At 64.7% G+C, this 13,661-nt stretch carries 12 protein-coding genes; 5 read left to right on the top strand and 7 right to left on the bottom strand.

The features are described from left to right. Window positions 1-48: 48 nt before the first annotated feature. Complete coding sequence (locus DM374_RS24945) at window positions 49-1,278, bottom strand: acyl-CoA dehydrogenase (protein ID WP_110972270.1); 1,230 nt, start codon at window positions 1,276-1,278, stop codon at window positions 49-51. A 138-nt stretch (window positions 1,279-1,416) separates the two neighbouring features. On the opposite strand from DM374_RS24945, the gene DM374_RS24940 reads away from it, so the two are divergent. Continuing rightward, on the top strand, window positions 1,417-2,343 hold the full coding sequence (locus DM374_RS24940; RefSeq protein ID WP_110972269.1) for a LysR family transcriptional regulator: 927 nt from the start codon (window positions 1,417-1,419) through the stop codon (window positions 2,341-2,343). A 212-nt stretch (window positions 2,344-2,555) separates the two neighbouring features. Here the strand turns inward: DM374_RS24940 and DM374_RS24935 are convergent, their stop codons facing one another. Then, complete coding sequence (locus DM374_RS24935) at window positions 2,556-3,212, bottom strand: CoA transferase subunit B (RefSeq protein ID WP_095157227.1); 657 nt, start codon at window positions 3,210-3,212, stop codon at window positions 2,556-2,558. A 36-nt stretch (window positions 3,213-3,248) separates the two neighbouring features. Continuing rightward, on the bottom strand, window positions 3,249-3,947 hold the full coding sequence (locus DM374_RS24930; RefSeq protein WP_095157226.1) for a CoA transferase subunit A: 699 nt from the start codon (window positions 3,945-3,947) through the stop codon (window positions 3,249-3,251). 131 nt (window positions 3,948-4,078) lie between these two features. Here DM374_RS24930 and DM374_RS24925 point away from each other — a divergent pair, with 131 nt between their 5' ends. After that, a complete protein-coding gene (locus DM374_RS24925; protein ID WP_110972268.1) occupies window positions 4,079-4,975 on the top strand; it encodes a LysR family transcriptional regulator in 897 nt (298 codons plus the stop codon). 497 nt (window positions 4,976-5,472) lie between these two features. Here the strand turns inward: DM374_RS24925 and DM374_RS24920 are convergent, their stop codons facing one another. Genes DM374_RS24920 through lexA form a run of 4 tightly spaced genes read right to left on the bottom strand, consistent with a single transcriptional unit; the run spans window position 5,473 to window position 11,200 of the window. After that, window positions 5,473-8,574 carry an error-prone DNA polymerase gene (locus DM374_RS24920; protein ID WP_225422583.1) on the bottom strand — a complete coding sequence of 1,034 codons (3,102 nt, stop codon included), beginning with the start codon at window positions 8,572-8,574 and terminating at the stop codon, window positions 5,473-5,475. Further along, the gene (locus DM374_RS24915; RefSeq protein WP_110972266.1) at window positions 8,550-9,965 is read right to left on the bottom strand and encodes a Y-family DNA polymerase; all 1,416 of its coding nucleotides are present in this window, start codon (window positions 9,963-9,965) and stop codon (window positions 8,550-8,552) included. The genes DM374_RS24920 and DM374_RS24915 overlap by 25 nt, the downstream gene beginning before the upstream one ends. Before the next feature lie 6 nt (window positions 9,966-9,971). After that, the gene (gene imuA / locus DM374_RS24910; protein ID WP_110972265.1) at window positions 9,972-10,592 is read right to left on the bottom strand and encodes a translesion DNA synthesis-associated protein ImuA; all 621 of its coding nucleotides are present in this window, start codon (window positions 10,590-10,592) and stop codon (window positions 9,972-9,974) included. Further along, on the bottom strand, window positions 10,592-11,200 hold the full coding sequence (gene lexA, locus DM374_RS24905) for a transcriptional repressor LexA (RefSeq protein WP_450088433.1): 609 nt from the start codon (window positions 11,198-11,200) through the stop codon (window positions 10,592-10,594). Before lexA ends, imuA begins: the two co-directional genes overlap by 1 nt. A gap of 100 nt (window positions 11,201-11,300) precedes the next feature. Here lexA and DM374_RS24900 point away from each other — a divergent pair, with 100 nt between their 5' ends. The 3 genes from DM374_RS24900 (at window position 11,301) to DM374_RS24890 (ending at window position 13,402) form a co-directional block, all read left to right on the top strand. Beyond that, the gene (locus DM374_RS24900; protein ID WP_110972263.1) at window positions 11,301-11,957 is read left to right on the top strand and encodes an HAD family hydrolase; all 657 of its coding nucleotides are present in this window, start codon (window positions 11,301-11,303) and stop codon (window positions 11,955-11,957) included. A 120-nt stretch (window positions 11,958-12,077) separates the two neighbouring features. Further along, complete coding sequence (locus DM374_RS24895; protein ID WP_095157219.1) at window positions 12,078-12,479, top strand: MerR family transcriptional regulator; 402 nt, start codon at window positions 12,078-12,080, stop codon at window positions 12,477-12,479. Between the two features lie 23 nt (window positions 12,480-12,502). Then, on the top strand, window positions 12,503-13,402 hold the full coding sequence (locus tag DM374_RS24890; RefSeq protein WP_110972262.1) for a hydroxymethylglutaryl-CoA lyase: 900 nt from the start codon (window positions 12,503-12,505) through the stop codon (window positions 13,400-13,402). Window positions 13,403-13,661: the final 259 nt, after the last annotated feature.

The following is a 13,661-nucleotide window of genomic DNA, read 5'->3' as shown; positions in this document are numbered from 1 at the left end:
ACCTTGTGGGCTTGCCCCACAAGGTTCAGTTCACATCTTCAGACGGGATCAGTGGCTGCTGCGCAGCATCTCCTTCGGCACGTATTTGCCGATCTCGTACTTGCCAATCGCCGCCCGGTGCACTTCATCCGGGCCGTCGGCCAGGCGCAGGGTGCGCTGCATGGCGTACATGTAGGCCAGCGGGAAGTCCGCTGAAACCCCGGCACCACCATGAATCTGGATCGCCCGGTCGATCACGCGCAATGCCACATTCGGCGCCACCACCTTGATCTGGGCGATTTCGCTGCGGGCCACCTTGTTGCCCGCGTGGTCCATCATGTACGCCGCTTTCAGGGTCAGCAGACGGGCCATGTCGATTTCCATCCGCGAGTCGGCGATCTTGTCGACGTTGCCGCCCAGCCGCGCCAGTGGCCGGCCGAAAGCGGTGCGCTCCACCGAGCGCTTGCACATCAATTCCAGTGCCCGCTCGGCCATGCCGATCGAGCGCATGCAGTGGTGGATTCGGCCTGGGCCAAGGCGCCCCTGGGCGATCTCGAAACCACGGCCCTCGCCGAGGATCACGTTGTCATACGGTACGCGCACGTTCTCGAACAGCACTTCGGCGTGGCCATGCGGCGCATCGTCGTAGCCGAACACCGGCAGCGGGCGGACGATCGTCACGCCGGGCGCATCGGTCGGCACCAGAATCATCGAGTGTTGCTGGTGACGCGGGTTTTCCGGATTGCTCAGGCCCATGAAGATCATCACTTTGCAGCGCGGATCGCAGGCGCCGGAGGTCCACCACTTGCGACCGCTGATGACCCACTCGTCGCCATCGCGTACAGCGCGGGCGGCCATGTTGGTGGCGTCGGACGACGCGACGTCCGGCTCGGTCATGGCGAAAGCCGAACGGATATCACCGCGCAGCAGCGGCTCCAGCCACTGGCGCTTCTGCTCGGGGCTGCCGTAGCGCACCAGCACTTCCATGTTGCCGGTGTCCGGCGCCGAGCAGTTGAACGGCTCCGGCCCCAACAGCGAACGACCCATGATTTCTGCCAGCGGCGCGTACTCCAGGTTGGTCAACCCGGCGCCCAGTTCCGACTCGGGCAGGAACAGGTTCCACAGACCTTCGGCCTTGGCCTTGTTCTTCAGTTCTTCCATGATCGCAGTCGGTTGCCAGCGATCGCCCTCGGCGACCTGTTGCTCGAACACCGGTTCAGCGGGGTAGACATAGGCGTCCATAAACGCGGTGACACGTTCGCGCAGGGCCTGGACCTTGGGTGAGTAGGCGAAATCCATGAGCAGTACCTTCTTCGTGAAAGGGATCTGGAATCGATGCTAGATCACCGGGCAAAATCCACCTAGTCTATTTTCGGCGTGTATAAACATTCATAACCGATATATGATCGACCCCATAACGCCAACAAGAGCAGTGCCATGAACTTGAGCAAGGTCGACCTCAATCTGTTCATCGTTTTCGATGCCATCTACACCGAAGCCAACCTGACCCGCGCCGGGCAGATCGTCGGCATCACCCAGCCGGCGGTGTCCAACGCCCTCGCCCGCCTGCGCGAAACCTTCAATGACCCGCTGTTCGTGCGCACCGCCCAGGGCATGGTGCCGACGCCCATGGCGCAGAACATCATCGGTCCGGTGCGCAACGCGCTGTCGCTGCTGCGGGTGTCGGTGCAGGAAAGCCGCATCTTCAATCCGCTGCAGGCCAACAAGACCTTCCGTATCAGCATGACCGACCTCACCGAGGCGGTGGTTCTGCCACCGCTGTTCCAGCGCCTGCGGCGCCTGGCGCCAGCGGTGGTGATCGAGAGTTTCCTGTGCAAACGCCGCGAAACCACCAAGGAACTGGCCGCTGGCCGCCTGGACTTCGCCGTCGATGCACCGCTCAACACCGACCCGCAAGTGCGCCACGTCAAGCTGATCCAGGATCAATACGTGTGCGCCATGCGCCAGGGCCACCCGATGGCCAAGGACAAGATCAGCCTCGACGAGTACATGAGCCTGACCCACATCCATATCTCCAGCCGCCGCAACGGCCTGGGTTATGTCGACCTGGCGCTGGGCAAGATGGGCCTGCAACGGCGGATCGCGCTACGTTCGCAGCACTACCTGATGGCGTCGCAGGTGCTGCAGCAGACCGACATGGTCATGACCGTGCCCGAGCGCTTCGCCCGCCGGCACAACCTCAACTACGCGAGTCTGCCGGTGAATGACGTACCGCCGCTGGAAACCCACCTGTACTGGCACGAAAGCACCGACCAGGACCCGGCCAACCGCTGGATGCGCGAACAGATGATCGAGTTGTGCCAGGCGGTGTTGGCGCAGGATGAGCGGGACGTGAAGGTGTAGAAAAACAAACGCGGGGTCGGTCCGGGGCAAGGAATGCGTGGTTCCTTGTCCCGGACCGGCCCCGCGAGTGCATACAACCCGGTGTATTCGGCGGCTTTTTCGGGCCTCATCGCTGGCAAGCCAGCTCCCACGGGCATCGCGGATCGTCAGAACAGCGCTGTAAGTGTGGGAGCTGGCTTGCCAGCGATGAGGCCCTGAAAGCCCCTACAAAATCAGAAGGTCATTTCCTTCACATCATCCGCCACGATCAGCTTGCCCGCAGTCTTCTCGATGATCTCCTCGACACTCACCCCCGGCGCCGTCTCGCGCAGGATGAACGTGCCGTTCTCGATCTCCAGGTAAGCCAGGTCGGTCAGCACCTTGCGGATGCAGCCGGCACCGGTCAGCGGCAGGCTGCAACGGGGCAGCAGCTTGGACTCGCCGTCCTTGGAGGCGTGGGTCATGGTAACGATGATGTTGTCGGCGCCAGCCACCAGGTCCATCGCCCCGCCCATGCCCTTGACCAGCTTGCCGGGGATCATCCATGAGGCGATGTTGCCTTCCACATCCACCTCGAACGCGCCAAGCACGGTCAGGTCGACATGGCCGCCACGAATCATGGCGAAGGACTCGGCGGAGTTGAAGATCGACGCGCCACGCCGGGCGGTCACGGTCTGCTTGCCGGCGTTGATCATGTCGGCATCGAGCTGGCTTTCGGTAGGGAATTCGCCCATGCCCAACAGGCCGTTTTCCGACTGCAGCATCACGTCGATATCAGCCGGGACATAGTTGGCCACCAGGGTCGGGATGCCGATGCCGAGGTTGACGTAGTAGCCGTCCTTGAGTTCGCGGGCGACGCGCTGGGCCATTTGTTCGCGGGTAAGTGCCATGGTCAGGATCTCTTTGTTGTTCTGTGCAAGGACGGGTCAGGCTTTGACCGTGCGTTTTTCGATGCGCTTTTCGAACGTGCCGACAATGACCCGGTCGACGTAAATGCCCGGGGTATGGATCTCGCTCGGCAGCAGCACGCCCGGCTCGACGATTTCCTCGACCTCGACCACGGTGATCTTGCCGGCGGTGGCCGCCAGCGGGTTGAAATTCTGTGCGGTGTTGCGGTAGACCACGTTGCCGTAGTGGTCGGCTTTCCAGCCTTTGACGATGGCGAAGTCACCGGTGATGGCTTCTTCGAGGATGTAGTTGCGCCCGTTGAACTGGCGCACTTCCTTGCCGTCGGCAACCGGCGTACCGTAGCCGGTGGCGGTGTAGAAGGCCGGGATACCGGCGCCGCCGGCGCGCATTTTCTCGGCCAGGGTGCCTTGTGGGGTGAGTTCAACTTCCAGTTCGCCGCTGAGCAACTGGCGCTCGAACTCGGCGTTTTCGCCAACGTAGGAGGCGATCATCTTGCGGATCTGGCGGTCTTCCAGCAGCACGCCCAGACCGAAACCATCAACGCCGCAGTTGTTCGAAACCACGGTCAGCCCGCTGACGCCGCGGCGCTTGATTTCAGCGATGAGGTTTTCCGGGATGCCGCACAGGCCGAAACCACCAGCCAGTACTGTCATGTTGTCAGTCAGGCCTTCGAGGGCCTGTTCATAGGTTGCTACGCGCTTGTCCAGTCCGGCCATGCTGATCCGCCTTTTGTCGTTGTAAGAGCCCGACAGCGTGTCGGGAAGCGTCTGTCGGCATCTTCTCCCCTGGCGACTGATTTGTTAATTTTGTTTTTCTCATCGATTGATTTGGTTTTTAAAACAATCCCATGAACGTCAAGCAATTGCGTGCCTTCGTCGCCGTCGCCACTTACCAGAGCTTCGCCCAGGCTGGTGAGCACCTGCACCTGTCGCAGCCAGCCCTGAGCCTGACCATCAAGAGCCTGGAAGAACTCCTGGGCGGCACCCTGCTCAGCCGCACCACGCGCAGCGTCAGCCTGACCCCGGAGGGCGAAGTCCTGCTGCCGTTGGCCCGGCAACTGCTGGCCGACTGGGATAACACCGAGGAACTGCTGCGCCAGCGCTTCACCCTGCAACTGGGGCGGGTGTCCATCGCCGCCATGCCGGCCTTCGCCGGTAACCTGCTACCGCCAGTCTTGAAGGTGTTTCGCGAGCGTTACCCGCGGGTCAACGTCACCGTGCATGACGTGATCAATGAACAAGTGCTGGAACTGGTGCGCCACCGGCGGGTCGAGTTGGGTATCGGCTTCGAGCCGGAAACCAGCGAACCGCTGCTGTTCAAGCCGCTCTATCTGGACCGCTTCGTCGCGGTGGTGCCAACCGACTCACCCCTGGCACAGCAGCCACAGGTACGCTGGCAAGAGTTGCTCAAGGAGGACTTCATCACCCTGCAACGTCCTTCGGCGGTGCGCCTGCTGCTGGAACGGCATGTGGCGGCGGACCACGGCAAACTGGCGGTGGCGTTCGAGAGCCATCAGTTGTCCACGATTGGCCGGATGGTCGCCAATGGGCTGGGGGTCAGCGCGGTGCCGGCCCTGTGTATCGGCCAGATGCGCGAGCTGGGGGCGCAATGCGTGCCGCTGGTGGCGCCGAGTATCGAGCGGCGGATCGGCGTGATCCTGCTGGCGGACCACAAGCTGTCGGCGGCGGCGCAGGCGGTGCTGGACGTGTTGATAGAGAAAATTACAGATCCGGCGTTGGGTTAAGAACCTGCGGGGGCGGGTTTGCTGGCGATGAGCATGGGTATCTACACATCTTTCGGTCATGTGGTGGCAGGAAGGTGCCAGTCAAAAAACCGAGTAATGGCCACCAGGCGCATGTCGGAAATCTTCTAGCGCTCTTGAGATCGAGCGCCGCCCGCGCGGCGCATCGCGAGCGAGCTCGCTCCTACATCGGTTGCAACGCGCCATGGCCTGTCAGAGAGGTGTTGCCCGCCCTTGGCGTTTGGCGATGAATCGCGGGGAGGCTATTGAGATCGACTCGATACCGCTTCGTACAAACAAGGCGTTCAACTATGGCCTGACAGGCATAGGTACGTTGCAACCAATGTAGGAGCGAGCTCGCTCGCGATGCGCCGCGCGGGCGGCGCTCGATCTTGAGAACGCTGGAGATTTATCGACATGCGCATGGCAGCCATAACCCGGCCATCGACCAGGCGTTTCCGGCGCCGACCCGCAAGCAGCGCCTGGCGATGGTCTGAGGCTCAGTGGAAGTCCCGGCTGCGCACATCCAGCCCGTGTAACAGCGGGCTGAGATCTTCCAGGCGGCGGGCGATCAGATGACGCACGCCATCGGCAAACTCCAGCTTGCCCATCACCCGCATCAATTGCGCCCCCACCAGCACCCGCCGCTGACGCTCGGCCAGGTCACGCCAGACCACCACATTGAGCATGCCGAACTCATCTTCCAGAGTGACGAACGTCACGCCGCTGGCGGTCTGCGGTCGCTGCCGGCCCACCACCAGACCCGCCACGCTGATCACATCGCCATGGGCCACGCCCTCCAGCCCCTGCGAACTGCGACAACCCAGTCCCGTCAGGCGTCGGCGCAACAGGGACAGCGGGTGCGGGCCAAAGGTGGTGCCTACGCTCTGGTAATCGGCGAACAGGTCTTCGCCGATGCTCGGCGCAGGTAACTCGACGGGCGCTTCTGCGGTGGGTTCAAGGCCGGCGAACAGCGGCAATTGCGCCTGCACCGCCGCCACCTCCCAGCGCGCCTGATAGCGGTGCCCGGCCAGCGCCGCGAGAGCCCCGGCATCGGCCAGCAGGTCACGGGCGCGACCGTCGAGGCTGGCGCGCAGGCACAGGTCGGCGACATCGCGAAAAGCCCGCTCTTCCCGAACCCGCACCAGACGCAGGGCGTCGTCCTGGCGAAATCCGCGCACCTGGCGCAAGCCCAGGCGCAGCGCCAACTGACCGTCTTCACCCGGTTCCAGGGTGCAATCCCAATCGCTGTGATGCACATCCACCGGACGGGTTTCGATCCGGTGGCGGCGCGCGTCCTGCAGAATCTGGTCGGGGCTGTAGAACCCCATCGGCCAACTGTTGATCAGCGCACAGGCGAAGATCGCCGGCTCATGGCACTTCAGCCAGCAACTGGCGTAGGTCAGCAAGGCAAAGCTGGCGGCGTGGGACTCGGGAAAACCGTAGCTGCCGAAGCCCTTGATCTGCTCGAAGATGCGCTCGGCGAACGCCAGGTCGTAGCCGTTTCTCAACATGCCTTCGGTCAGCCGCTGACGGTGGGGTTCCAGGCCGCCGTGGCGTTTCCAGGCGGCCATGGAGCGGCGCAGTTCGTCGGCTTCGCCGGGGGTGTAGTCGGCGGCGACGATGGCCAGGGACATGACCTGCTCCTGGAACAGCGGCACGCCCAAGGTGCGCTCGAATACCGCCCTGAGCTTGTCGGACGGATACGTCACTTCCTCCTTGTCGTTACGTCGCCGCAGAAAGGGATGAACCATGTCGCCCTGGATCGGCCCTGGCCGGACGATCGCCACCTGGATCACCAGGTCGTAGAACTCCCTGGGCTTCAATCGCGGCAACATCGCCATCTGCGCCCGCGACTCGATCTGGAACACGCCGATGGTGTCGGCGCGGCTGATCATGTCGTAGGTCGGCGTGTCATCGGCGGGAATGCTGGCAATGGTCAGGCGCTGGCCGCGATGCAAGGCGTAGAGGTCGAAACAACGGCGCAAGGCACTGAGCATGCCGAGGGCCAGCACATCGACCTTGAGCAGACCGACGGCATCGAGGTCATCCTTGTCCCACTGGATCACCGTGCGCCCTTCCATCGCCGCGTTTTCCACCGGCACAAGGGTGTCCAGCGGCTGCTCGCTGATAACGAAACCACCGGGGTGCTGGGACAGGTGCCGAGGGAAACCCATCAGATCGCCGGTGAGGGTCAGTACCCGGTGCAGCAGCGGGCTGTCCGGGTCGAAGCCGGCCTCGACAAGGCGCTCGGCGGACGGCACACGATCGCTCCAGCGTCCGCAACAATCGGCCAGGGCGCCGAGCTGGTCGGGCGGCAGGCCCAGCACCCGGCCGATATCCCGCACCGCCCCCGCGGCGTGGTAGCTACTGACCACCGCAGTCAACGCCGCCCGATGGCGACCATAGCGGTTGAACACGTATTGCAGGACTTCCTCGCGGCGCTCGTGCTCGAAGTCCACGTCGATATCCGGCGGTTCGTTGCGCTCGCGGGACAGGAAGCGCTCGAACAGCAGATTGCTGCGGCTCGGGTCGAGTTCGGTGATACCCAACACGAAGCACACCACCGAGTTGGCCGCAGAACCCCGCCCCTGGCAGAGGATGCCTCGCTCGCGGGCGAACTGGACAATGTCGTGGACCGTCAGGAAATAGGACGCGTAATTGAGGTCGGTGATCAGTTCCAGCTCGTGCTCCAGCGCCTCGCGGTCCTTGGCACCGATGCCCTGCGGCCAGCGCCGGGGGATGCCCCGCTCGCACAGCGCGCGCAACCAGGCGCTGGCGCTGTAGCCGGCGGGCACGACTTCGTGGGGGTAGTGGTATTTCAGGTCGCGCTTGAGATCGAAGTGACAGCGCTCGGCGATCCGCGTGCTTTCTTCCAGCAACGCGAACGGGTACAGCGCCGCCAGTTGCGGCAGGCTGCGCAGGTGCCGCTCGCCATTGGCGAACAGGCGGTGCCCGGCTTCCGCGACAGTGGTGTGATGGCGAATGGCGGTCATGCAGTCCTGCAAGGCGCGTCGACCGCGAGCGTGCATGTGCACATCACCGCTGGCCACCGCCGGAATGCCCAAAGTCGTGGCCAGCGCCAGCAAGCGCTCCAGACGCTGGCGATCGTCGTGACCGTGGTGCAGTTGCACGGTCAGCCACAGGCGCTCGGCGAACACTTCGCGCAGCCAGTACCCTGACGCTGGGTCGTCGAGGTCATCCGGAATCCACAGCGCCAGCAGGCCTTGCGGGGGATTGTCGAAATCCTCGCGCAGCAGCCGATAGCTGCCCTTCTCCGCCCGCCGCCGGGCCCGGGTGATCAGACCGCACAGGTGCTGGTAACCGCACAGGTTCTCCACCAGCAGCACCAGCTTCGGGCCGTTCTCGATACGCACTTCGCTGCCGACGATCAGCGGCAGCCCCACCTCATGCGCCGCCTGCCAGGCGCGGACGATACCGGCCAGGGTGCACTCGTCGGTGATCGCCAGGGCCTGATAACCCTGTTGCCGGGCGCGGCCACACAGCTCCTGGGCGCTGGACGCACCGCGCTGGAAGCTGAAGTTCGACAGGCAGTGCAACTCGGCATAACCGACGCTCATGCGAACCAGCCCTGCAGCCACAGCACATCGCGCTCGCCGCTGTGAAAGTAGGCCCAGCCGCGCAGACCGCTGTCGGTTTCGACCCGGTAGTAATCGCGGCGCACATCGCCGCCGTCCCACCAGCCAGACTCGATGCGCTCCGGCCCGGCAAGCAGGCGCACGCTCGTCGGCGACACGGCGCGCGGCTCGGCCAGTAGCCAGCCGGGGCGCGGGGCCTGGTTGCCGCTGGCCGGCGACAAGGCCGGACCATCGCTGCGCCAGGCGCATTCGGGGCGGTGGTCGGCCACCAGCCCGACGCCGCGCACGGCTTCGTCGCCAAGCCGCGCCCGCAGGCGTTCGCGCAACTGTTCCCAACTGTGCTGCTGTTGGGGGCGCGCCGAAAACAGTTCGCTGGCCTGGGGCACGAATGTCGGCAGTTCTTCAGCGGTCAGGCGCAGGGTGCGTACCGGGGCTCTCAGGGTCAGTTGCTCAAGACGGCCGCGCGCCAGTTCCAGCAAACGCCCGGCGTCGCGTTCAGCGGCGAGCAGGCCGACCTGCAGCAAGGTGTCCGGGCCTTCGGCGTGTTGCAGAAACAGGTTGAAGCGCTGCACGCCAGCATCGCGCCCGGCGAGAAAGGCCGCCAGGTCCCCGATCAGGCGACGTAGCGGAAACAGCAGCGCCTGGCTGGATTCCACATCGAAATTCAACTCCAGGCGGGCCTCGAAACGGTCGGGCGGCAGGTAACAGTCAAGGGCCATGGCGCGCAGCCCCAGCAGCCGATCGAGGTGCAACTGCACCGCCGCAGCGAAACGCCGGGCCAGGGTTTCGCGGGGCAGCGCCAGCACCTGATCGAGCTGGCGCAGGCCCATGCGGCCGAACGCCGTGGCCGCCTCAGTGGGCAGGCCGAGGCGGTCAATGGGCATGGCGGCCAGGGCGGCGCGGGTCGTCTCGGCATCGGTCGCGGCCAGACCGTCGTAGGCATTGGCCAACATGCGCGCCGCCACCGGATTGCTGGCCAGCACGATCCGGTGCCGAAAGCCCAATGCCGTCAGTTCCGCCCGCAAGCGCGCCTCGAACTGCGGCCAGGGACCGAACAGGCCGAGGCTGGATTCGACCTCCAGCAACAAGGCCCGCGGGTAATGCAGGCTGACCTGGGAGCTGAAGCGGTAGGCCCAGGCGGCGAGCAGTTGTTGCTGCTGCTCGGTGGCCGCGGCATCGTGCTCGACCGTGTTGAAGCCCTGGGCCAGAGCCTGCGCGGTGGTCAGGCTCTGGCCCGCACGCAGGCCAAGGGCGCGGGCGGCCGGATTGACCGCCTGCAGAACCCGGCGCGTCGCCGGGCCGCTGAGCAGCACCAGCGGCTGCTCGGCATCGTCACGTCCGCGCAGCACGCAGTCGAGCGCCAGTTGTGGCAAGAGAATGCAGGCCCAGAGCATGGCACGTCAGCCCACACGGCCGGGTGCGACAATCGGGGTATTCGGCGCCAGCCCGCCACGGCACTTGAGCACCCGCCAGCGCGCCGGGCTGGCATCGATGGCAATCCGCAAGGCAGCGGGCGACGGGTTGAGTGCCGCCGACTGATCGCGACAGGCGAACGCCAGCGCCTGGCCAGTTTCCGCCGCCACCTGCAACCGCCGCAGCGCACGGTCGTCAGCACGCCGGGGCCAGCACAGAACGGCGCCACAACTGCCGGAGCGCAGGCATTGCTCGGCAGCCCAGAGGCTTTCCGCCGCGCTCGCCTCGACCACCGACAGCCAGCGCAGATCGACACCCGCCGCCTGCCACGCCGGGGGATAGGGAATGAAGGGTGGCGCCACCAGGACGATACGCTCGCCCGCCGAACTCAACCGCGCAAGACTGGGCCAGAGCAAATGCAGTTCGCCCGCGCCCTCTTCACTCAGCAGCAATTCGCTGAGCGCCGCCGGTGGCCAGCCGCCGCCCGGCAACAGCGCATCCAGCGCGGCATGCCCGGTGGGCTGCAGGCCGTGGGACTCGGCGAGTGGCCGGCCCTTCCAGACCCGCCGCGTGTCGAGCAGCCCGTCGAGGCTGACCACCGCGCCCATCAGTCGCGCCTCACCAGGCCACAGAACACGCCTTCGATGACGAAGTCGCGATCCGGGCCGACCTCGATCGGCGCATAGGCCGGGTTACGGGGAAGCAATCGGTAGTGACCGCCAGCCTTTTCGAAACGCTTGATGGTCACCTCGCCATCGAGCCGGGCGACGACGATCTGGCCGTCACGGGGGTCAGCCTGCTGGTAGATGCCAACCAGATCGCCGTCGAGGATGCCGTCGTCGATCATCGAATCGCCACGAACCTTGAGCAGGTAATCCGGGGTGCGGCTGAACAGGTGGGCGTCGAGCATCAGTTGTTCGTGGATGCCCACGTCCGGACCGATCGGCCGACCCGCCGCCACCTGGCCCAGCACCGGGATTTCCAGCACTTCGGGACGGCGCAGCCGACCGACGAGGCGGATGCTGCGGGCCTGGTTGGGGGTGATCTCGATAAGGCCGGCCTCGCACAGCGCCTGGATATGCTTGCGCGCCACGCTGCGCGAGGCGAAACCGAAGGCCTGGGCGATGTCCGCGAGGCTGGGGGGCTGCCCTTTATCGGCGATGCGGTCGCGGATGAAGGTGAGGATGGCAGCGCGTTTTGGGGATAGAGTCGTCATGGAGCACATTTGTACTCTTTTCGTTTCCGGCTGACCAGCCCCGCTGATCGGCGTGCCGTTGCGGTTATCATGGCCGACCACTGATTCACGGATGTTCTCCATGCTCGATGCCCTGCTGTTCGACCTCGACGGCACCCTCGCCGATACCGACAAGCTCCACCTGCTGGCCATGCAGCAACTGCTGAGCGAAGAAGGCCGCACCCTCACCGAGGAAGACTTCGACGCCCATGTCAGTGGTCGGGCCAATGCTGATTTGTGCCGCTATCTGTTTCCTGATCGCCCGCTGAGCGAGCATCTGGCGTTCGCCGACCGCAAGGAAGCGCGCTTTCGCTCGCTGTCGCCGACCCTGCAGCCCACCCCGGGGCTGTTGGCCCTGCTGGCGCATGCACAGAAAAACGCGATCGGCATGGCGGTGGTCACCAACGCACCGCGAGCCAATGCCGAGCACATGTTGAATGCCCTGGGCCTGGCCGGGCGCTTCGAGCATGTGCTGGTGGCCGAAGAACTGGCCCGAGCCAAGCCCGACCCTCTGCCCTACCTCACCGGTCTGCACAGGCTGGATGCACGGGCCACGCATTCGCTGGCGTTCGAGGATTCGCTGCCGGGGGTGAAGGCGGCGAGCGGCGCGGGGATCTTTACCGTGGGCTTGTCCACCAGCCAGCGGCCTGAAGCGCTGGTGGAAGCCGGGGCGCAATTGGTGGTGGCAGATTTCGAGGATCCGCGGTTGTGGGAGGTGATTGCGCGGATGCTGGGGTAACGGCCGCCATTCGCGAGCAAGCTCGCTCCTACACCTACACCTACGGCCACATCGACCTTGACGTAAACGTAAACCTGCCTATAGGTTAGGCCCATTGCCTTCATCATCGAGCCCCGCGCAATGAGCAGCCAGACCTACAGCATCTCCGACCTGTCCCGCGAGCTGGACATCACCACCCGGGCGATCCGTTTCTACGAGGAACAGGGGCTGCTCAGCCCCGAGCGCCGCGGTCTGGAGCGTATCTATTCGGCCCGCGACAAGGTCAGCCTCAAGCTCATCCTGCGCGGCAAGCGCATCGGGTTCTCCCTCGCCGAATGCCGCGAATTGATCGAACTCTACGATCCCTCCGGCGGCAACACCAAGCAGCTCAACAGCATGCTGGCCAAGATCGCCGAACGCCGCGCCCAACTTGAACAGCAACTGCTCGACATCCAGCAGATGCAACTGGAACTCGACACCGCCGAAGAGCGCTGCATGCTGGCGCTGACCAACACCCTGAACAATCAGAAGAACGGCCACTGAGCCCACACAGGAAACCCGAAGCCATGCCATTGCCCGCCACAGTTCGTCTGGTCGAAGTCGGTCCTCGCGACGGTCTGCAGAATGAAGCCCAACCCATCAGCGTCGCGGACAAGGTCCGGCTGGTCGACGACCTGACCGCTGCCGGCCTGTCCTACGTCGAAGTCGGCAGTTTCGTCTCGCCGAAGTGGGTGCCGCAGATGGCCGGGTCGGCCGAAGTCTTCGCCGGAATCCAGTACAAGCCCGGTGTCACCTATGCGGCCCTGGCGCCGAACCTGCGCGGTTTCGAGGACGCCCTCGCCGCCGGGGTCAAGGAAGTGGCGGTGTTCGCCGCAGCGTCGGAGGCGTTCTCCCAGCGCAATATCAACTGCTCCATCAGCGAGAGCCTGCAACGCTTCGTGCCGATCATGGAGGGTGCGCGCCAGCACGGTGTGCGCGTGCGCGGTTACGTGTCCTGCGTGTTGGGCTGCCCTTATGAAGGCGAGGTGGACGCCAGCCAGGTCGCCGCGGTCGCCCGCGAGCTGTACGAGATGGGCTGCTACGAAGTCTCCCTCGGCGACACCATCGGCACCGGCACGCCCGGCGCGACCCGCCACCTGTTCAACGTGGTCGGCGCCCAGGTGCCGCGCCCGCAACTGGCCGGGCACTTCCACGACACCTATGGCCAGGCCTTGGCCAATGTCTATGCCAGCCTGCTGGAAGGAATAAACGTATTCGACAGCTCGGTCGCGGGCCTCGGTGGCTGCCCCTACGCCAAGGGCGCCAGCGGCAACGTCGCCAGCGAAGACGTGCTGTACATGCTCCAAGGCCTGGGCATCGAGACCGGCATCGACCTGGAAAAACTCATCCAGGCCGGCCAGCGCATCAGCGCGGTGCTGGGCCGTGCCAATGGCTCCCGTGTGGCGCGCGCCCGTAACGCCGGCTGAGGCCCGGCGGTAACACCTCCCCCGCTGACACAAAGTGTTACCGCCTTCACACTTCACAGGGAAATTCCGGGTAACACGGAAACAAATCAGCAGAATTCCCCGTGCCAGCTTTTCCCCTGAAACCTCTAAACCATTGATTTCATTAGGTTTTAAAAAGTTGGCACGGCACCTGCTATATCTTCCGTACAACAACAATAAGAAATGCGGCAAACCCAATAAAAATAAGACGTAACGGCTCTCGAACAACAAGAACAAAACG

The sequence above is a fragment of the Pseudomonas huaxiensis genome (assembly GCF_003231275.1).
Taxonomy (GTDB): domain Bacteria; phylum Pseudomonadota; class Gammaproteobacteria; order Pseudomonadales; family Pseudomonadaceae; genus Aquipseudomonas; species Aquipseudomonas huaxiensis.
This window is presented reverse-complemented; position numbering and strand designations above follow the sequence as displayed.